The organism is Streptomyces sp. A2-16 (genome assembly GCF_018128905.1).
GTDB lineage: Bacteria > Actinomycetota > Actinomycetes > Streptomycetales > Streptomycetaceae > Streptomyces.
The window spans coordinates 6,572,569-6,592,039 of the sequence record NZ_CP063808.1; the positions used below are offsets into that span (position 1 = coordinate 6,572,569).

At 73.2% G+C, this 19,471-nt stretch carries 16 protein-coding genes; 7 read left to right on the top strand and 9 right to left on the bottom strand.

Annotated elements, in window-relative coordinates; genetic code table 11:
• The first annotated feature begins 266 nt into the window (after positions 1-266).
• Positions 267-806: a hypothetical protein gene (locus tag IOD14_RS29480; protein WP_123992539.1), complete on the top strand. Its 540-nt coding sequence runs from the start codon at positions 267-269 to the stop codon at positions 804-806.
• Between the two features lie 39 nt (positions 807-845).
• Here IOD14_RS29480 and IOD14_RS29485 read toward each other — a convergent pair whose 3' ends face one another.
• The 4 genes from IOD14_RS29485 to IOD14_RS29500 form a co-directional block, all read right to left on the bottom strand.
• Positions 846-5,540, bottom strand: a complete 4,695-nt coding sequence (locus IOD14_RS29485) for a hypothetical protein (RefSeq protein ID WP_212671997.1) — start codon at positions 5,538-5,540, stop codon at positions 846-848.
• Between the two features lie 37 nt (positions 5,541-5,577).
• Positions 5,578-6,456, bottom strand: coding sequence for a hypothetical protein (locus tag IOD14_RS29490; protein WP_123987848.1), 879 nt, complete (start codon positions 6,454-6,456; stop codon positions 5,578-5,580).
• A gap of 31 nt (positions 6,457-6,487) precedes the next feature.
• The gene (locus IOD14_RS29495) at positions 6,488-8,017 is read right to left on the bottom strand and encodes a hypothetical protein (protein WP_212671998.1); all 1,530 of its coding nucleotides are present in this window, start codon (positions 8,015-8,017) and stop codon (positions 6,488-6,490) included.
• A gap of 157 nt (positions 8,018-8,174) precedes the next feature.
• Positions 8,175-8,867 carry a GntR family transcriptional regulator gene (locus tag IOD14_RS29500; RefSeq protein WP_123987850.1) on the bottom strand — a complete coding sequence of 231 codons (693 nt, stop codon included), beginning with the start codon at positions 8,865-8,867 and terminating at the stop codon, positions 8,175-8,177.
• A 130-nt stretch (positions 8,868-8,997) separates the two neighbouring features.
• Here IOD14_RS29500 and IOD14_RS29505 point away from each other — a divergent pair, with 130 nt between their 5' ends.
• The 5 genes from IOD14_RS29505 (at position 8,998) to IOD14_RS29525 (ending at position 13,434) form a co-directional block, all read left to right on the top strand.
• Positions 8,998-10,293 carry an MFS transporter gene (locus IOD14_RS29505; RefSeq protein WP_212671999.1) on the top strand — a complete coding sequence of 432 codons (1,296 nt, stop codon included), beginning with the start codon at positions 8,998-9,000 and terminating at the stop codon, positions 10,291-10,293.
• Positions 10,290-11,111, top strand: coding sequence for a putative hydro-lyase (locus tag IOD14_RS29510; RefSeq protein WP_123987852.1), 822 nt, complete (start codon positions 10,290-10,292; stop codon positions 11,109-11,111). Before IOD14_RS29505 ends, IOD14_RS29510 begins: the two co-directional genes overlap by 4 nt.
• A gap of 81 nt (positions 11,112-11,192) precedes the next feature.
• Positions 11,193-11,951, top strand: a complete 759-nt coding sequence (locus IOD14_RS29515) for a 5-oxoprolinase subunit PxpA (protein ID WP_212672000.1) — start codon at positions 11,193-11,195, stop codon at positions 11,949-11,951.
• Positions 11,948-12,559, top strand: a complete 612-nt coding sequence (gene pxpB, locus IOD14_RS29520; RefSeq protein WP_212672001.1) for a 5-oxoprolinase subunit PxpB — start codon at positions 11,948-11,950, stop codon at positions 12,557-12,559. The genes IOD14_RS29515 and pxpB overlap by 4 nt, the downstream gene beginning before the upstream one ends.
• Positions 12,556-13,434, top strand: coding sequence for a biotin-dependent carboxyltransferase family protein (locus IOD14_RS29525; RefSeq protein ID WP_123987855.1), 879 nt, complete (start codon positions 12,556-12,558; stop codon positions 13,432-13,434). Before pxpB ends, IOD14_RS29525 begins: the two co-directional genes overlap by 4 nt.
• Positions 13,435-13,495: 61 nt before the next feature.
• Here IOD14_RS29525 and IOD14_RS29530 read toward each other — a convergent pair whose 3' ends face one another.
• The 5 genes from IOD14_RS29530 to IOD14_RS29550 all read right to left on the bottom strand — a co-directional run bounded on the left by IOD14_RS29530 (position 13,496) and on the right by IOD14_RS29550 (position 19,032).
• Complete coding sequence (locus IOD14_RS29530; RefSeq protein WP_212672002.1) at positions 13,496-14,347, bottom strand: SGNH/GDSL hydrolase family protein; 852 nt, start codon at positions 14,345-14,347, stop codon at positions 13,496-13,498.
• A gap of 82 nt (positions 14,348-14,429) precedes the next feature.
• A complete protein-coding gene (locus IOD14_RS29535; protein WP_212672003.1) occupies positions 14,430-15,602 on the bottom strand; it encodes a glycosyltransferase in 1,173 nt (390 codons plus the stop codon).
• Complete coding sequence (locus IOD14_RS29540; protein ID WP_212672004.1) at positions 15,599-16,732, bottom strand: glycosyltransferase family 1 protein; 1,134 nt, start codon at positions 16,730-16,732, stop codon at positions 15,599-15,601. Before IOD14_RS29540 ends, IOD14_RS29535 begins: the two co-directional genes overlap by 4 nt.
• A gap of 188 nt (positions 16,733-16,920) precedes the next feature.
• The gene (locus tag IOD14_RS29545; RefSeq protein WP_212672005.1) at positions 16,921-18,339 is read right to left on the bottom strand and encodes a HEAT repeat domain-containing protein; all 1,419 of its coding nucleotides are present in this window, start codon (positions 18,337-18,339) and stop codon (positions 16,921-16,923) included.
• A 300-nt stretch (positions 18,340-18,639) separates the two neighbouring features.
• Positions 18,640-19,032, bottom strand: a complete 393-nt coding sequence (locus IOD14_RS29550) for an ankyrin repeat domain-containing protein (protein WP_123987861.1) — start codon at positions 19,030-19,032, stop codon at positions 18,640-18,642.
• Positions 19,033-19,249: 217 nt separating this feature from the next.
• On the opposite strand from IOD14_RS29550, the gene IOD14_RS29555 reads away from it, so the two are divergent.
• Positions 19,250-19,444, top strand: a complete 195-nt coding sequence (locus tag IOD14_RS29555) for a hypothetical protein (RefSeq protein ID WP_007380617.1) — start codon at positions 19,250-19,252, stop codon at positions 19,442-19,444.
• The last annotated feature ends 27 nt before the right edge of the window (positions 19,445-19,471 follow it).

Sequence of the window (19,471 nt, forward strand, 5' to 3'; positions counted from 1 at the left end):
CTCCTGCGATCAGCTGCTCCGTGTCGGATCGGAACCGATCGGTCACGCCGGGGAGTTGGCTGGATTTTTTCGTTTCTTTGACGTCCTCGGGGAATCTTGAAGGGGTCTTGTTCGTCCTTCTCTTCGGGAAATGGCGGTGGATTCGGCCACAGGAGCCGCATCTGCAACTGGGCGGCGTAAAGCAGCGCAAGCCGGGCAGCCACCTTGAAACCCGGTCCACGGACACCGGGACCAGGAAGCTGCCGGCGGTGGGGAGTGACACGGTGATGGGCACGGCGGAACGGCAGGAGGCGCCGGGAATCGGCGTGGAGACGGCGAGTCCGACGGCGGCGAGGCGCCCCGAGCCACGTGCTCCCGGCATACGGGCGGGGTCGGACGTGCCGAGCGGGCGTGGCGCGGCCAGGGAGGAGCCGTACCGGCCATTGTGGGTCGAGGAACCCGCGCGCAGGCGCCGGCTGCCGGACCCGGTGCGGACCTCCGCGGTGCGGGCGGTCCTGATCATCGCCGTGACCCTGCTTCAGGCGATGGTGGCCTTCCTGTGCACCCTGGCCGGCTCCTGGCTGGCGTTCCCGATGGTGGTGAGCAGCGTGGCCAGCACCGTGGTGGCCACCTGGGGAGCCCTGGACGTCTGGGTCACCCGCCAGGTGTGGAACCAGCGCCACGGCGTGGTGTCGACCCCGAGCAGCACGGCGCGTGCGCTGCGTCGCGAGCGGCGCAAGGCCCGTCGGCAGGAACGGATCGCCGAGCGGGCTCAGGAGCGGATACGGCGCCAGGGCGGCGGCACGGGCCAGTTGTCGCACCCGTGAGCCCGGCGGGGCGGCGCATCGGTCACCGCCCCGCGTCCCTCAGGGAGTCGCAGGCGTCGGGCGCTTGAACATCCGCGTCGCCGTGATCTCGCTGTGTCCCGCCTCGCCCGCCTGGGGCTGCTGCGGCAGGCCCGGGCGGAGGTGTTCCTCCACGCTGATGTACTTCAGGCCGGCCCGGAGGTCCGCGTCGTTGCGCAGCCGGATGACGAGCGGGAACTCCGCGAGTGCCGTCGTGTCGAACAGGCCTGTGGTGTACAGGAGTTGGACACCCAGCGCATCCGACACCGCCCGCTGCAGCTCCAGCAGATACGTCGCGTTGGCGCGGCCGATCGGGTTGTCCAGGAACAGCGTGCCGGCGTGCCGGTGCTTGTCCCGGCCCCGGTCGTTGGAGCGCAGGGCCGCCATCGTGCAGTACAGCGCGATGGCCGCGGTGAGCAGCTGGCCGCCGGAGAACACGTCGCCCATCTGCCCGACAGGCACCCGCTCGGCGCGCAGTACGGCGTCCGGCTTGAGGATCTCCACGGCCACGCCCCTGGGCTGGAGCGCCGCCCCGACTCCCCGCAGGAGCAGGGACATTCCGTCCCGCCTCAGGTCGGAGTTCTTCTTCACCGCGGCCCGGGTCGCCTCGTCGATGACCTCGCCGAGCCGCTCGGTCAGCGTCGCCTGGTCGGGTTCCTCGAAGCGGATCCGCAGGAACTCCTGCCCGGACCACTCGCCGAGCCCCTCGGGCAGCCGGGACAGCCGCTGGGCGGACCTGAGCGTGGCGAGGGCGGACTCCACGAGCCCGCGCAGCCGGTCCACGATCGAGTCCCGGTTCCGCTCCAGCTGCGCCAACTCGTCGGTCAGCACCCGCAGTCGGGGTGCGAAGGCGTCCGCCCACTTCTGCGCGTGCTCGGGCAGCGCGGACGCGGGCAGCTCCCGGATCTGCTGCCGCGCGGGGGTTCGGACCTGCTCGTAGCGCGTGGAGTTGGCGTGCCGGACGAGTACATCGCTGGCCTCGCGCACGGCGGCCTCGGCGGCGGAGAGGTCGGCGGCGCAGCCACGCAGCGACCGGCGGGCCTCGGCGGCGGCCTGCCGGGCCTCCTCGGGGCTGCCCGGGTAGGGCTCCGGCTCCTCCTGCTCGTCCTCCATGGCGTGCTCGCGCAGCAGGTCGCGCAGCATCGCGGCGATCTCGTCGAAGCCGCCCGCGGCGTCCTCCGCAGCCCGGTGGGAGTCGAGCAGCTCCGCGTGCGCCTCCCGGGCCTGCGCCAACGCCTCGGTGCGGGAGGAGAGTTCGGTGGTGGCCGTACGCAGGAGCGCCTGTGCGTGCTCGGCGTCGCGCGGTTCCAGCTCGGCCGACAGCTCGGTGTGTGCCTCGCCGTCCTCGGGCGCGTGCCGCTCGGCCTCACCGCGCAACCGCCCGAGCTGCTCGCTCGCGGTCGACATCCGGGTCTCCAGGAGCTGCACCAGCTCCTCCGCACGCGCGGCCGCGGCCTGCCGGGAGGGCCCGTCGGACCCGTCGGGTGACCGCAGCAACTGCTCCGCGCGGGTGCGGACCTTGTTGCTCAGCCGGTCCAGTTCGGCCAGGGCCGCGCTCTCGTCGCTCTCCGACCGGGCCTGCTCGGCCCGCAGGTCGGCACCGACACCCACCTTCTCGTACAGCTGGGAGGCGGCCCGGTAGGCCTCGCGGAGCGCGGGCAGGGACGCCCTGGAGGCATCCGGGGCACTGTCGGGTACGTCGTCGGGGGCGCCGGCGATCTCGGCGCGCTCGGCACGCAGCGCACGCGCGGTGCGGCGGGCGTCGTCGGCGGCCCGCTGGGCCCCGCGCCGGTCCTCGTCGGCGGCGCGGGCCCGCTCCAGGCAGGTCTGGGCCCGGGCCTCCGACTCGGTGGCCTCGTCGGCCAGTTCGCGCAGCTTGGCCTGCCAGCCGGCCCGCTCGCGCAGCCGGTAGGCCAGCCCGGCGAGGGCGTCGGCGGCACGCCGGGCCTTCTGGGCTGCCTCCTGCCGCTCGTCGCGCGTCTGGGCGGCCTCGGCGGCGGCTTCGTCCGCCTCGGCCCGCACCATGCGCGCCTCGGCCAGCTCGGCCTCCGCCTCCTCGGCGAACGCCCGCGTGTCGCGGGCGGCCTGCGCGAGCTCGACGAGCCGTCCGGCCGGACAGCCGGTGCGCCAGGAGGCGAGCCGGGCGGCCAGTTCCCGGTCCTTGCCGAGGCGGGCCGCGAGCGACCGGATCTCCTCGTCCCGCTCACCGGCCCGCGCCCGCAGCGCCTGGCGCTCCTCGTCGGCGGCGTGTTCGTCGTGCATGGCCGGGTTCGGCGGTACGAGGAAGACGTCACCGCTCCGGGAATCGGTGGCCGGAGTCGGCGCCAGCAGCGCGGCGGCCGTGCCGACGGCGACGGCGGAGCGCGGGAGCAGGGCCGCGTCGTTCAGCGCCTCGCGGGCACGCGCGTGCGTGTCGGGGTCGGTGATGATCACGCCGTCGACCAGTTCCGGCCTTGCGGCCAGTACGCGCGCGTGGTCGGCGGGGTCGACGGCCTGGGCGAGATAGCGCCAGCCGGGCAGCGCCGGGATGCCGTTCTCGCCGAGGAACTCGACGGTGGCCAGCACGTCGGGTCCCGGTGGCAGGAGTCCGCCGTCGCCGAGCGCGCCGAGGATCCGGGAGTCGTCGGCTGCGGCCGTCCGCAGCTCGAAGAGCTGGCGTTCGGCCGAGGAGACGGAGTCGTCGAGCAGCTCACGCAGTTCGTCGGCAAACCGGTCGAGGTCCTCGGGGGTGAGTCCGCCGTCCGTGACGACGTCCGCGGAGCCGGTGTGCGGGTCGGTGGCGCTGCCTGCACCGGGGCCCTCACGCCCGGCGGCGGCGTCCTTCCGCGTGCCGTCGGCCCCGGCACGCGGACCCGGCACTCCCGCGGAGGTCCCGGTCAGGCTGAGCAGCTCGGCGAGCCGCTCCTCCCCCGCCAGTCCCTCGGCGAGGCGCCGCTCGGCCTCGTAGGACCGCGCGGCCGCGGTGGCCGCGTCCTCGGCGCGGGCTGCCGTGAGTTCGGCGCGGGACTCGGTGGAGGCCGCCTCACGGGCGTGCTCGCCGGCTCGGTGCGAGGCCTCGCGGGCGGTGTCCCAGGCGGCGACCGCCGTCTTCTCGGCGTCGCTCGCGGCGAGGGCCGCGCGCGCGGGATCGGCGTCGGGGGCGCTGTCGTCGAGCCACCCCGCGCGCACCGCCTCGGCGGTCTCCTGCTCGACCTCGCTCAGCCGCTGGCGCAGATGGCCGATCTCGCTGCGGGCGCGCTGTGCCTCGGTGGCGGCCGCGGTGGAGTCCCGGTAGGCGGACTCGCCGACCTCCTGGAGAGCGGCGGAGCGCTCCTCCTCCTCGTTGGCGAGGGTCTCGGCGCCCTCGGCGGCCGCGTGCAGGGCCCGTACGAGATCGACGGCGGCCCTGGCGCGGGCGGCGAGCGCGGGGGCCGCGTCCCGTTCGGCCTCCTGGATGGCGGCGGCCACGCGCGCGACCCGGTCGGCGGCGGCACGGTGGCGCAGGACGGCCTCGGCGGCCTGCCAGGCGGAGTGCAGGGTGCGTGCTTCGGTGAGCTCGCGCTTCTGGGCGGCGGCCGACTTCTCCGCTGCGGCGAGCGCCAGGGATGCGTGGCGGTAGGCGAGTTGGGCGGCGATCAGCGCACTGCGCTCCCGGCCCGCCTCGGCGTGTGTGACGGCGTATGCGGCGGCGGTGACGCGCTGGGCCAGGTCCGCGGCCCGTACCCGCTCCTGGACACCGCGTGCGGACAGTCGGCGGGCCAGTGTCCGGGTACGGCGCTCGGCGCCGGCGTGGATGTCACGCGCGCGTGAACGGGCCTCGGCGGCCTCGACGATGCGGCCGAGCAGGTCCACCGACCCGGCGGTGAAGTCCCGTTCGGCGATGAGTTCGGCGCGGCGCCCCAGCTTGTTGCCGAATCCGCTGACCAGGTCGGCGAGCCCGTCGGTGTCGCGGGTGTCGGTCACCGCGCGCAGCAGCAGGTCGGTGAAGTCGGAGTCCTTCTTCACCGCGAAGAGACCTGCGGCCTCGCCCTCGTCGGCGTTCATCTCCCGCTGGTAGCGGAAGAGTTCGGGGTCCAGGCCGAGGTCGCCGAGGTGCTCGATCCACCGGTCGTGGATCTCCTCCCAGTGCACCTCCAGATGCGGATACGCCTTGCCCGCCTCGGTGAGGGCGTCCCGGAAGCCCTTCATGGTGCGGCGCCGGCCCTGCGCGGCGGACTGGCCCTCCACGGGGGTCCGTACGCCGGTGGACTCGGCGACGGGCAGGTTGTCCAGCGAGAGGCCCGGCCCGGGCCGGAAGGAGTACCAGGCCTCGGCGAACTTCCGCGGGTCGTTGGAGACCTGACGTCCCCGCCACTCGCTGACCTTGCCGACGACGACGCACTCGCCGGTGAGGGTGTGCTGCCACTCCAGGGCGACATGCCCGCAGTCGTCGGCCAGCAGGAACTTGCGCAGCACACCGGAGCTGGCGCCGCCGAGGGTGTTGCGGTGGCCCGGCAGCATCACCGAGAAGATCAGCTTGAGCAGGACGGACTTGCCGCCGCCGTTCTCCAGGAAGAGCACCCCGGCGGGCGCGGGCCGGCGCGGCGGGCCGACGGGCTCCTCCTCGAAGAACTCCGCCTGGGTGGGCGCGGGGTCGGGCACTTCCGCGCCGACGCCGCGCAGGTCAAGCACGGTGTCGGCGTAGCGCGCACCGGCAGGGCCGATGGAGTAGAGGCGGACCCGGGACAGCTCGTACATGGCGGACTCTCGTAAATCTTCGGCAGGTCAGGGAAGTTCAGGAGTGGAACGGCAGTCCGGCGTCGGCCGCCAGCTCCAGGTCGTCGCCGTCCTCGGGCGGCAGCAGCGTCGGCGTGCCGTCGGTGACCGGGACGACGCCCAGCTCCAGCAGTTCCGCCATGGCGGCGCTTCCGGCCATGTCTCGCACCTGGAGCTGGTAACGAGCGGTGGTCCGGTAGGTACCGCCGTTGTCGTCCCCGGTGCGCTGGAGGAAGCCGGAGTCGGTGAGGAAGGCGGCCGCCTTGCCCACGATGCCGGTCGTGGACCCGGCCAGCCTGCGGGCGTCCTTGGTCGCGCCGGCCGCGCTGCGTCTGGCCCAGATCCGCCAGGCGGCCTCGAGACCCGGCGCGTCGGTGGCCGGGTCGGTGTTCTCGCCGACCTCCTCGGCCCGCTCCTCCAGACGCCGGCAGGCCTGCCGTACGAAGGCGTCGACGCCGTTGACCGAGACGCGGCCGATGTATCCGTCGTCGGCGAGGTCCTCGGGCCGCGGGAACGCCATGGCGGCGACCGCGAGATGGGCGAGGCCGTGCAGGAACCGGTCGCCGCCGTCGGCGGACGTACGACGCGCGTAGTCCCCCATCCGGACGGCGAACACCGAGTCCTCGGCGGCGGTCACGGCCATCCCCGCGCGCGGGGAGACCTCCAGGACGACCAGCCCGAGTCCGGCGGCGACGGCGTCGGCGAGCCGTGCGAACGGCGGGTCCTCGCGGTAGCGCCGCAGCAGTTCGGCGTACTCCTGGTCCCGCGCGGGCTGCAGTTTGGGCTGGAGCCCGAACGCGACGAGCCGAGCGGCGTCGGCGGCGTCGGCGGGGGTGACGGCGGCGGGCGCCGACGGGGTCGGGACCTCCGGGTCGCTCCACTCGACATGCTCACTCACGGCTGCGGCTCCTTGTCACGCTCTTGCTCGGTCATGCTGCTTCCGTCCGGTCCGCCGCCATCCCCGCGGCGTCCAGCAGGGCCGTGCCGACGATGAGGTCGGCGCCGCCGAAGTCCGGATCGTCCAGTTCCGTGCCGTCGTCCACGGCGAAGAGGAGCTTCTCCTCGCCCTGGCGGTAGGCGGTGCCGACGGCGGGGCTGGCCGCGTGGATCGACATCAGGGCCACCAGGTAGGCGAGATCGAACCCGCCGGTCCTGCGCGCCTCCGCGAGCAGTCCCGAGAGCCGTCGCGGTGCGTCCGCCTGCAGGTCCAGCAGCTGCTTCGCGGAGGCCAGCTGCTCCTCGCTGAACCGGCTGTCGTCCGGGGTGGCGATGAGGTCCGGTTCCGGCATCTCCGCGCCCAGGTGCTCCCGCTCCATCGGCGGTGTCAGCAGTATGTCGACGAGGTCGCCCACCCGGACCGACACTGGTGTGCGCAGGCCGGTGCCGCGCGCGAAGAACGCGTCGGTGACCCGGGTCGCCTGCTCCAGCGGCAACGGCAGCACCGGCGCGACGAGGTGGCCGTACAGATCTATCCCCGACGTCGTCATGGGTGTGGCGAAGGCCTGCCGGTCCTGCTCGGCGCGGAACAACGGGCCCGCCTCCAGGAGCCGGGACTGGAGCTGGGTGTGGCGCCGGATGCAGTCCTTGACGATGTCGACGAGCTCGGCGGCGCGCCGCTTCTGCTCGGCGTCCTCCGACTCGTCGCGGGCCTTGCGGATGTTGGTCAGGATCGCGTTCTCGTGGCGGTACCGGTCGGCGACGTGGTCGAGGGCCTCGGCGATCATGTCGGGCACGGAGTTGAGCCAGTCCACGGCCCGGACATTGCGGCGGGTGGCGTCCAGCGCCCTGCGCAGGGTCTCGGAGTACTGCACGGTCCGGTACCTGGCCTGCTCGGCGGCGAGCTGGGCGTCGGCGAGGCGGCCGCGGCTGATCAGCACCTCCAGCTTGACCTCGGCGGCGATCTGGGCGCTGGTGACGTCGGTGTCGAGGGCGCCGACGAGGACGTTGACCGCCTCGTCGGTGGTCCGGAGGTACACCGAGCCGCCGGGCCCCGGCACCTCCTCGATCAGCTTGAAGTCGTAGTCACGCCGGACATAGGTGCCGTCCGGTGCGAAAGTGCCGTAGACCGCCCGGAATCCGCGGTCGACGCTGCCGACGTTGATCAGGTTCTCCAGGACCCAGCGGGCCACGCGCTCGTGCTCGGCGACGGGTCGCTGCGGGGCCTGGGCGGCGATGCGCGGGATGAGGCGGGCGACGATCTGGTCGTGGTCGGCGCCGGTGTCGAAGTCCATGTTCAGGGTGACCAGGTCGATGGCGGCCAGGGCCACCTCCGCCATGCCGTACACCGAGTACTCGCCCGCGAGGTTGGCCTTGCGGGCGTCGAGGTCGTGCAACGGCGCGGTGCAGGCGAGCGCGCGCAGCCGCCGCGCCAGTCCCTCGTCGGCGGCCGGGCCCGGTGCGGGGCGCGGCCCCGCGCTGAACTGGGGCGGAACGCTGTCCGTCGTCGCAGGCGAAGTCACGGTGCACAGACTAGGTCCTCGGTCTGACAACTCCCCAAACGGCACGGATCGCCTCCGGCGGTGGGACGGGGCACGACCGGTCGCGTTCCGTCCGCGGACCGCCTTCGGCCGGTCGCGCCCGCGCGGCGGAGCCGCAGATCGACACAGCCTCGCGCCCCTAAGGGGCGCTCACCCTCCGCCGGTAGACATCGACCACGCGTTCCAGTGAATCGCGCAGATACACCCCCAGCAGCTTTTCGGCCTCGGCCTTGTCGCCCGCCTCCAGCGCCTGGAGGATCTGCTGGTTGCGCGCCAGGTACGGCTCGTGCAGGGCCTTGGGGTCGTCCACCACGTGGAAGGCGAGCCGCAGTTCGGCGAAGACACTGCGCATCAGTTCGTCGGTGCGCTCGCTGCCCGCAAGGGCGACGAGTTCGCGGTGGAAGTGGATGTTGGCCGTGCCCAGCGTTTTCCAGTCACCTTCGCGGACCGCCCGCTGCCCCTCCTCGACCGCCTCGGCGAGTGCGTCCAGGGCGTACGGCGGTTCGTCCAGCCCCCGGACGACCGCGCACTCCACCAGCGCGCGGGTGCGGTAGATGTCCTCGACGTCCTCGACCGCCAGGACCCGGACGAACACACCGCGGTTCAGCTCGTGGACGAGCAGCCGCTCATGCGTGAGCAGCCGGAACGCCTCGCGCAAGGTGTTGCGGGAGACCCCCAGCGCCCCACCGATGCTGTCCTCCGACAGCCGGGTGCCCGGCGGGAAGTAGCCCTCGGCGATCCGGCTCCTGAGGATGTCCGAGACCCGCTCGGCCGTACTGGTGCGGCCCAGGAGGGCCCGGTCGTCGGCCAGTCCGCTCAGCTGCTCTGCCATGCCCGGAATTCAACCGCAGACACAAGAACGAAACAACACGGGTATTGAAGGATCGTTCAACGATCCTCTACGGTACTCGGCACCGCACGGTTCAGCTCCGCTACCTCCGTCCTCCCACTGCGAGGTGCCCATGAGCACGACCCCGCCCCCACAGGCCCTGACCGACCACCCCACAGAGACCGAACGCCCCGCCGAAGACGGGGCGTTGGGCTGGTATCGAGCGCTCGGCACGCGCGGTCGGCGTGCCTTCGCCGGCGCGTTCGGCGGCTACGCCCTCGACTCCTACGACTACTTCACGCTCCCGCTCAGCATGGTCGCGCTGGCCGCGTACTTCGGCCTGGACAGCGGCCAGACCGGCCTCTTCACCACCGTCACCCTGCTGGCCTCCGGTGTCGGCGGCGCCCTGGCAGGGGTGTTGGCCGACCGGGTCGGCCGGGTCAGGGCGCTGATGATCACAGTGGTCACCTACGCGATCTTCACCGTGGCCTGTGGTTTCGCCCCCAACTTCGAGTCGCTGCTGGTCTTCCGCGCCCTCCAGGGGCTCGGTTTCGGCGGCGAGTGGGCGGTCGGCGCGATCCTGGTCGCCGAGTACGCGAGCGCCAGGCACCGGGGGCGCACGCTGGGCGCGATCCAGAGCTCGTGGGCCGTGGGCTGGGCCCTGGCCGCGATCATGTACACGCTGGTCTTCTCGGTCTTCGACGACGGCACGGCCTGGCGCGTGATGTTCTGGACCGGCGCGCTGCCCGCGCTGCTCGTGGTCTGGATGCGCCGCCGGGTCCAGGACGCCCCCGAGGCGGTCGCGGTGCGCGAGAAGGGTGCGGGCAAGGGATCCTTCGCGGCGATCTTCAAACCGGACCTGCTGCGTACGACGATCTTCGCGGGGCTGCTGTCCACCGGCGTCCAGGGCGGCTACTACACGCTCGCCACCTGGGTGCCCACCTACCTGAAGAGCGACCGCGGGCTGTCGGTCGTCGGCACCGGCGGCTATCTCACGTTCCTGATCTCCGGGGCCTTCCTCGGCTATCTGACGGGCGGCTACCTCACCGACCGGCTGGGCAGGCGCCGCAACATCTGGCTCTTCGCCCTGCTGTCGGCCGTCTGCATCGTGGCGTACGGCAACATCCCGAGCGGTGCCGACACCTGGCTCCTGGTCCTCGGCTTCCCCCTGGGGTTCTGCATGTCGGCGATCTTCAGCGGCTTCGGGTCCTACCTGAGCGAGCTCTACCCGACGGCGGTGCGCGGTTCCGGACAGGGCTTCACGTACAACGCGGGCCGCGCGGTCGGCGCGGTCTTCCCCACCACCGTCGGCTTCCTCGCCGACAGCTGGGGTGTCGGCGGGGCGCTGGTCTTCGGCGCCATCGGCTACGGCATCGCCGCACTGGCCCTGCTCGGACTGCCGGAGACCCGTGGGAAGGAACTGGCGTGAACCGTACGGAAGACCGTCCCCTGACCCTCCTCGACGAGCACGCGCACGCGTGGAGCCCGGCCCAGGCGCGCACCCGCTTCCGCGCGGGCCTGGCCGGCCCCACCGCCGGGGTCGCGGCCGGCCACACCCAGGTCAACCTGATCTCGGTGCCCGCCGACTGGGCGTACGACATGCTCCTGTTCTGTCAGCGCAATCCCAAGCCCTGCCCGGTCCTCGACGTCACGGACGCCGGCGACTGGACCACCGTCCTGGCGGAGGGCGCCGACCTGCGCACCGATCTCCCGCGCTACCGGGTGTGGGAGAACGGCAGGTTGGTGGACGAGCCGACGGACGTGCGCGCGCACTGGCGCGGCGACCTCGTCTCGTTCCTGATCGGGTGCAGCTTCACCTTCGAGTGGGCTCTTTCCGAGGCGGGCGTCCCGATCCGGCACATTCAGCAGGGCCGGAACGTTCCGATGTACGTGACCAGTCGACAGTGCCGTCCCGCGGGGCGGCTGCACGGACCCATGGTGGTGTCCATGCGTCCGGTGCCGCCGCAGCACCTGGCGGCGGCACTGAGGGAGAGCAGCCTGCTCCCGGCGGTGCACGGCAGCCCTGTGCACTGCGGCGACCCCTCGGCGCTCGGCATCGACGACCTCGGCCGCCCCGACTTCGGCGATCCGGTGACCGCCGAACCGGACGACATCCCGGTGTTCTGGGCCTGCGGGGTGACCCCGCAGGCCGCGGTGATGGCCTCGCGCCCGCCCTTCGCCATCACCCACGCACCGGGGCAGATGTTCCTGACGGACGCCCGCGACGAGCAGTACAGAGTGGCCTGAGACCACTGGAGTCCCTTGGAGGACCTGGGCTGAACTGCCCTGGGGTCCCTGGAAATCCACGAAAGGAGACACGAGACCTCCATGGCCTCGATCGATCTGAACGCCGATCTCGGCGAGGGCTTCGGCCGCTGGCAGCTGACCGACGACGAGCAACTGCTGTCCGTCGTCACCAGCGCCAACGTGGCCTGCGGGTTCCACGCCGGGGACGCGGCCACCATGCGGCGGGTGTGCGAGCTGGCGGCCGCGCGCGGGGTCCGGATCGGCGCGCAGGTCTCCTACCGGGACCTCGCGGGGTTCGGGCGGCGCGCCATGGACGTGCCGTCCGCCGAACTGACGGCCGAGGTGGCCTATCAGATCGGCGCCCTGGAGGTCTTCGCCCGGGCGGCGGGCTCACGCGTGTCGTACGTGAAGCCGCACGGCGCGCTCTACAACCGGGTGGTCCACGACGAGGAGCAGGCCGCGGCGGTCGTCGACGGTGTGCTCCTCGCGGACGCCACGCTCCCGGTGCTTGGCCTGCCCGGCTCGCGTCTTCTGGAGGCGGCCGGCAAGGCGGGTCTGGAGGCCGTCCCGGAGGCCTTCGCGGACCGCGCGTACACCGAGGAGGGCACGCTGGTGCCACGCGGCCAGGAGGGCGCGGTGGTCACCGATCCGGAGGCGGTCGTGGAGCGCTCCCTGAGCCTGGCCCGGGACCGCGCGGTCACCGCCCGCGCCGGTGCCCGCATCGAGGTCGAGGCCCGCTCCCTGTGCCTGCACGGGGACACTCCGGGTGCGGTCGAACTGGCCCGCCGGGTCCGGGAGCGGCTGGAGACCTCGGGTGTCCGGGTGGAGGCCTTCGTATGAGGACGCTGCCGGTCGGGGACGCCGCCCTGCTCGTCGAGGTGTCCTCGGGCGACGAGGCGCAGGCGCTGCACGCCGAACTGCTGCGCCGTCGCGCGGAGGGCTCGCTGTCGGTCCGCGAGATCGTCCCCGCGGCCCGCACGGTCCTCCTCGACGGCCTCACCGACCCGGCCCGCCTGGCCGCCGAACTCACCGCGTCCGAGGTGCCGCACGCTCCCCCGCGCGCGCGTGAGGTCGTCGAACTCCCGGTGCGCTACGACGGCCCGGACCTGACCGATGTGGCCGCGCACTGGGGCGTCGCCCCCGAGGAGGTGGCCCGACTCCACGCCGGCACCGAATTCACGGTCGCCTTCTGCGGATTCGCGCCCGGGTTCGGCTATCTCACCGGCCTGCCCGTCCGCTACGACGTCCCACGCCGGTCCACCCCGCGCACGGCCGTCCCGGCGGGCTCGGTCGCGCTCGCCGGCCCCTACACCGGCGTCTACCCGCGCTCGTCACCGGGCGGCTGGCAGCTCATCGGGACCACGGACGCCGTCCTGTGGGACCACGCGCGCGTGCCGGCCGCACTGCTGTCGCCGGGGACGCGGGTGCGTTTCGTGGCGGCACCATGACGGACCGCGCCCTCTCCGTCGTCCGGGCCGGAGCGCTGACCACCGTCCAGGACCGGGGCCGCCCGGGCCACGCCCACCTCGGTGTCCCCCGCTCCGGCGCTTTGGACGGGCCCGCGGCCGCCCTCGCCAACCGTCTGGTTGGCAACCTCCCCGAGGCGGCGGTTCTGGAGACCACGCTCGACGGCTGTGCGCTGCGCCCCCGTTCGACGCTCACCGTGGCCGTCACGGGCGCCCCCTGCCGGGTCACCGTGGACGGCCGCCCGGCGGCGTGGGGCGCACCGGTGCGCGTGCCGGCCGGAGCACTGCTGACGGTCGGAAGAGCCGTCCTGGGACTGCGCAGTTATGTGGCCGTCTCCGGCGGAGTCGCCGTGGAGCCGGTGCTGGGCAGCCGCTCCACCGACCTCCTGTCGGGGCTGGGCCCGGCCCCTCTCTCGGACGGCGCCGTCCTGCCCCTTGGCACGCCGGAGCCGCTTCACACGCGCGTGGACACCGCCCCCCAGCCGGCGCCCCCCGACGAACTCGTCCTGCGCGTCGCACTCGGCCCGCGGCAGGACTGGTTCACCCCGGAGGCGGTGCGGGCCTTCACCTCCCGCACCTTCCGGGTGTCCTCGGCGAGCAACCGCATCGGCCTGCGCACGGAGGGACCCACCCTGGAGAGGGCCTTCGCGGGCGAACTCCCCAGCGAGGGCATGGTCCTGGGCGCGGTCCAGGTCCCGCCCGACGGCCGGCCCGTGGTCTTCCTCGCGGACCATCCGACCACCGGCGGCTACCCGGTGATCGGAGTGGTCCGGGAACCGGACCTCGCAGCGGCAGCGCAGGCGGTGCCGGGCATCCCCGTGCGCTTCGCGGAGGTACGGCGGCGACAACGTCCCTAGGGGCGCGGGAAACTGCGCGGCCGGCCCCCACCCGACCGCAGCCGCACCTCGGCCCGCACCCTTACGCGATCTCGGTCCGCTGCTCCGGCACGGACACCGCGGCCAGGGCCATGGACACCGCGTGCGCGGCCCGCAGATCGAGCCGCCCACTGGTCCCCCGCGCGCGGTGCCGCATCTCGTCCACGGCCAGCGTCACCAACTGCGGCAGCAGATCGGTGCACCGCCGCACCACCCACCCGGTCCCCGCCGTGGCCAGCCACCACAGACTCGCCGACTTGGTGGGCACGGGAAACTCCGGCTCGGCCGAGGGAACGGCCCCCGTCGCCACGCCCCGTTCCACCAGCACCTCATGGAAGCGCACCGCCAGCTGACGATGCCCCCGCTCGCTGGGGTGCAGCCGGTCCGAGCTCCACATCGCCCGCTCGGTGGTCCACCTCCCCTCGGCGGCATGGAGATGCACCGCCCCGTACCGCTCGGACAGCGCGTGCACCACGGTGTTGACGGCCCGTTGCCGCCTGGCCAGCGGCCGCGCCAAGGCGCCCGGCAGACCGAGCATCGTGCCCGGGTCCGGGAGGCAGGCCGTGAGCAGCACGGCCCCCTGCGCGCGGAAGGCCGCGTAGATCGTGTCGAGCCGGGCGGCCAGGGCGTGGATGTCGAAGGTGCAGCGCAGTGTGTCGTTGACACCGACGACCACGGACACGACGTCCGGCCGCAGCGCGAGCCCGGCCGGCAGTTGCCGTTCCAGCACGTCCCGGGTCTGCGCTCCGCTCACCGCGAGGTTGGTGAAGTCCACGTCCGCCGGGGAGAGTCCGCCGGCGAGCAGCGCGGCCCAGCCGCGCCACCCGTCGCCCACCGGGTCCCCCACACCCTCGGTGAGCGAGTCACCGAGGGCGACGAAGCGCAGGCCTCTCATGACGCGCCCCCGCTCATTCCACGCCCCCGCACATCACGCGCCTCCGCTCATGACGTGCCTCCGCTCATGACGTGCCCCCGCTTCATGCCACGCCTCCGGGCACCGAGCGCACCGAACGCCGTACGAAGGCCTCCGCGTCGTGCGCGGCGAGGAACGCCCGGACCGCCGTGTCCCACCCGAAGCACTCCGCACGCGCGCGTGCGCTCTCCCGGCGCTCGGCCTCGGAGCGTTCCAGCAGCATGTCCACGGCGTCCGCGAAGGCGTCCCCGCGGTCGGCGGCGACGGCGCCGGCGGAGCCGATGACCTCCGGCAGCGCGGAGGAGGCGCTCACCACCACCGGCGTGCCGCACGCCATGGCCTCCAGCGCGGCCAGCCCGAAGGTCTCGGCCGGGCCGGGGGCCAGGCACACGTCGGCACAGGCCTGGAGCGCGCCGAGCAGCCCGCGGTCGGAGACGTGCCCGAGGAACGTGACCGGCAGCCCGCGCTCCCGTGCCCGCTGTTCGAGGCGCGGCCGCAGCGGCCCGTCCCCGGCCACCACGAGCACAGCCCGCCGACCTCGGCGTACCAGGGACTCCAGAGCGTCCAGCGCCGTGCCGGGCCGCTTCTCCACGGACAGCCGGGTGCACGTCACGAGGAGCGTCTGGTCCTCGCGCGCGTACCGGGCCCTCAGTCCGGCGTCGCGCAACGCCGGGTGCCGCTCGACCAGATCGACGCCCAGCGGGGCCCGTACGACATTGCGCGCGCCGATCCGCACGAACTCCCGTTCGGCGAACTCGGTGGTGCACACCACGCGCGCGTACGTGTGCGCCGTACGGACGTTGAGGGCGTCGGCGGCGCGCCGGGCCGCGCCCTCCGACAGGCCCCAGGTGCGCAGCACGCCGTCGGCGGTCTCGTGGGAGACCATCACGGCGGGCACGCGGGCGCGGCGGGCCCATTTGCCGGTCCATCTGAGGGTCGTACGGTCGGAGACCTCCAGGCGGTCCGGGGCGAGTTCCTCCAGGAGCCGGGCCACGCGCCGCTTGTCGGCGAGGACCCGGTAACCGCCGGTGCCGGGAAGCAGCGGGCCCGGCAGGGTGATGATCCGTCCCTGTTCGGTGCGGCGGTCGCTCGTGCGGTGGCCGGGAACGACGAGCACGGACTCGTGTCCGGCAGCCTGATAACCCTTGCCGAGTTCACGCAGGGCGGTGCGCAGGCCGCCCGAGGCGGGTGCGACGAAGTTGGCGAGCCGGACGATTCGCAGCGACGGGGCGCTCATGCCGCCACCGCCGTCTTCCGGCCGCTGAGCACGGCGGCGTAGTGGCCGATGAGCTGGTCGCCGACGGCCGCCCAGGTGCGTCCCTCGACCATGGCCCGCGCGGCCAGGCCGAACGAGGCACGCATCTCGGGGTCGGCCGCCAGGGACCACACCGCGTCCCGTACGGCGGCCGGGTCGCGCGGCGGGACGAGGAACCCGGTGCGGCCGTGGGCGACCAGGTCGAGCGGTCCGCCGGCGGCGGGGGCGACGACGGGCACGCCGCTTGCCATGGCCTCCTGGACGGTCTGGCAGAAGGTCTCGAAGGGCCCGGTGTGCGCGAAGACGTCGAAGGAGGCGAAGATCCGGGCCAGTTCGTCGCCCATGCGACGGCCCAGGAAGACCGCGCCCGGCAGCGCCTCCTCGAGCGAGGGCCGGCTCGGTCCGTCGCCGACCACCACGACCTTGACGCCCTCCAGGCGGCAGGTGTCGGCGAGCAGTTCGATGTGCTTCTCGGGGGCGAGCCGGCCGACGTAGCCGACGATCATCTCGCCGTTCGGGGCGAGCTGCCGGCGCAGTGTCTCGTCGCGCAGGTCGGGGCGGAAGCGGACGGTGTCGACGCCTCGCGGCCACAGTTTGACCCGGGGCACACCGTGCGCCTCCAGATCGTTCAGGGAGGCGCTGGACGGGGCGAGGGTGAGGTCGGCGGCGGCGTGGACGGAGCGGATACGGCGCCAGGCGGCGGCTTCTCCCGCGTGCACGTAGGTGCGGGCGTATCCGGCGAGGTCGGTCTGGTAGACGGCCACGGCGGGGATGCCGAGCCGGGCGGCGGCGGCCATGCCGCGGACGCCGAGGACGAAGGGGCTGGCCAGATGGACGACGTCGGCACGGTGCTCGGCGATCGCCGCGGCCACGCGCCTGCTGGGGAGGGCGACGCGGACCTGGGGGTAGCCCGGGAGCGGGAGGGAGGGGACACGGACGACGGGGCACGGCGCGGGGGCGTCCGCGCCGGACCCGGGGCCGGACGCGGTGGCCGGCGCGACGACGAGCGGAAGGTGACCGCGATCCACGAGGTGCCGGGCGGTCTGGAGCGCGCAGTGGGCCACGCCGTTCACGTCGGGGGGAAAGGATTCGGTCACTATGACGACACGCATACGAGTGTTCTCGCCGTGCTGGACGTGGCCGCGTCAACGTGGATCTTTCCGAACGAGGAACGTCCCATGAGCGTTCCGCTGCGCACCCGGGCAGGTCAGGTCACGTCCATGCGGACCTGACCCGCGGGTCGTCCCGTGTTCATCCGGCGGGTGTGACGGGCCCCGGAGGTTCACACCCGAGGGTGGTTTCACATGGCTGCGGTGTCCGGTCCGATACGGCTGCGGACGGCCGTCTGGACCTCGGCCTCCTCGGCCGGATCGGCGGCCAGTCGGCGCAGCCGCTCCACGACCCGGGCGTCGCCGGTCTCGGCGTGCCGGGCGGCGATCTCGCGGGTGGTCTCCTCGCAGTCCCACAGGCATTCGACGGCGAAGCCGGTGGCGAACGAGGGATCGGTGGCGGCGAGCGCACGGGCGGCGCGGCCGCGGAGGTGGGAGGAGGCGGTCTCCCGGTAAATATGGCGCAGCACGGGCGCGGCACAGGCGATGCCCAGCCGCCCGGTGCCGTCGACAAGGGTCCACAGGGTGGGCGCGTCGGGGCCCTCGCCCCGCACGGCCTCCCGGAGGGCGGCGAGCACGAGGTCCCGGTCCTGGGCTCCGCCGAGGCAGGCGAGCACGCGGCCGGCGGCGGCGCCCAGCGGATCGGGCCGTCGGGCCCAGCCACGCGCACGGTCCACCGCGGCGATGCTGCGCATGCGTTCGAACGAGTCGAGGGCGGCTTCCACGACGGCCGGGGAGCCGGTGGCGACGGCCAACTCGATCAGATCGAAGGCGTCGGGATCATTGCCGTCGGCGAGATAGCGCAAAGCCGTGGAGCGGGCCCCGTCGGTGCCGTCCGTGGCGGCCGCGAGGATCTCGGGCCGGTCCTCGGGGCCCGCCACGGCGGCCAGACAGCGGGCGGCGGGCACATGGAGCGCGGCACCCCGCTCGACGCCCTGCTGGGCCCATTCGAGGACGGCCTGCACGCTCCACCCCGGGCGGGGTCCGGCGGGCCGCATCTGGCGTTGCCAGAGGTCGAAACAGCCGGCCTCCTGAGCGGCACGCACACGCGTGGAGACGGATTCGCGCGGATCGTCGGCCCACAGCCGCCATGGCCGCGGTTCGAAGGCGTCCCGCACGGCGGTGGCCAGCGCGGCCTCGCCCTCGGGGTCGGTGCCGAACCGCGCAAGGACGGGTACGGCCAGGGCACGCAGACCGGCGTCGTCGTCCCGCAGCGCCAGTTCGTCCAGCGCCCAGGCCCAGTTGGAGCCCGACGCGGCGTACCTGCGCAGCAGTTCGAGCGCGTCGCGCCTGCCGTAGGAGGCGAGGTGGCCGAGGACGGCGAGGGCGAGGCCCGTGCGTGACTCCTCGTCGTCGAAGACGTCGTCCACCTCGAAGAGGTGCGCCTCGATCTCGTCCAGCTCGCCGTTCAGGTCGAGGAAGAGACGGGCGTAGTAGAGGGAGCGGTTCTCCACCTGCCAGTCGTGGCGGGGATCGCGCAGCACGCAGTGGTTGAGAGCCGCGAGCGCCTCGGCGCGCGGGGCGGTGAGCGCGTGCAGTGTGCCGTCGCCGCGGCCCCGCTGGAGCAGGCCGAGCAGCGTACCGCTGGGCGCTATGACCGGATCGAACATGGGAAACAGCCTCACATCAAGCGTCGACGCAACCGGGGACGTGCATTACCTGGCCGCGTGACAACACGTCGGGGCGCCCGCCGTTTCCTGCTTGCTGTAAGCCATCTTCCTCTGCCTCTCGTCGGTGGCCCATGCGGACCGTGTCACGGTCCGCGCGGTGCGGCATCACCTGCCCAGCCATCACGTCCGTGAACCACGACGTCATGATGACTCGGCACTTCCATCTGCCGCGACCGAAATTTCGGCGGCCTTGTACCGCCTCCCCCGTTGTCTGTGTTTTCGCTGGTCAGAACAGGTGTGTCAGTGTGCGGCGAACAATTCGAGCAGTTCTGTCCTGCCGAACATCCGGGCCGTGTCGAGGGCCGAGGGGGTGCCCTCGGCCGGATCGGCGCCGCCGTCCAGCAGGGCCTTGATGACGTCCGTGGAGCCCTTGAAGACGGCCCCGGCGAGGGGCGTCTGCCCCCGGTCGTTGACCCCGCCGGCCGCCGCTCCCCGGGCGACGAGCGCGCGTACCGCGTCGGCGTGGCCGTGGTAGGCGGCGAGCATCAGGAGCGAGTCCCCGCGGTCGTTGGTGAGGCCCGCGGGAACACCCGCGTCGACATACGCCACAAGCGCCTCGGTCTGCCCCTGGCGGGCCAGATCGAAGATCTTGGTCGCCAGCTCCACGACCTCGGGGTCGGGGGCTTCAGTCATCGGCCGGACCGCCTCTCATACAACCGTTCAGGTGAATCGCAAGGGTACTGGCTCGCGCGGCACATGACCCGAAGTGCCGGAGGTAAGGATCACTGCGGCTCTGCCAACCCAGTGAAATCCTGAGAAATTCATCCATTTGCACCTTTTGTCGTATGGATACATGCTGTGATCCTGGAAGTACTCATGGTGACTGTCCCCACGAACCAGGAGCACCCAAATGATCCTCTCCATCTCGGGCGTCGTGCTGCTCGGCATCGTCGTCTTCATCTTCTTCCGCAAGGACGGGCTCAAGGCCTCGCACGCCCTGATCTCGGCGCTGTTCGGCTTCTACCTGGCCAGCACGGCCATCGCCCCGAGCATCAAGGCCGGCGGCGAGAGCCTGGCGAGCCTCCTCGGCGGCATCAAGTTCTGACGCCGCCCCTCCCGTCCGTACGCACCT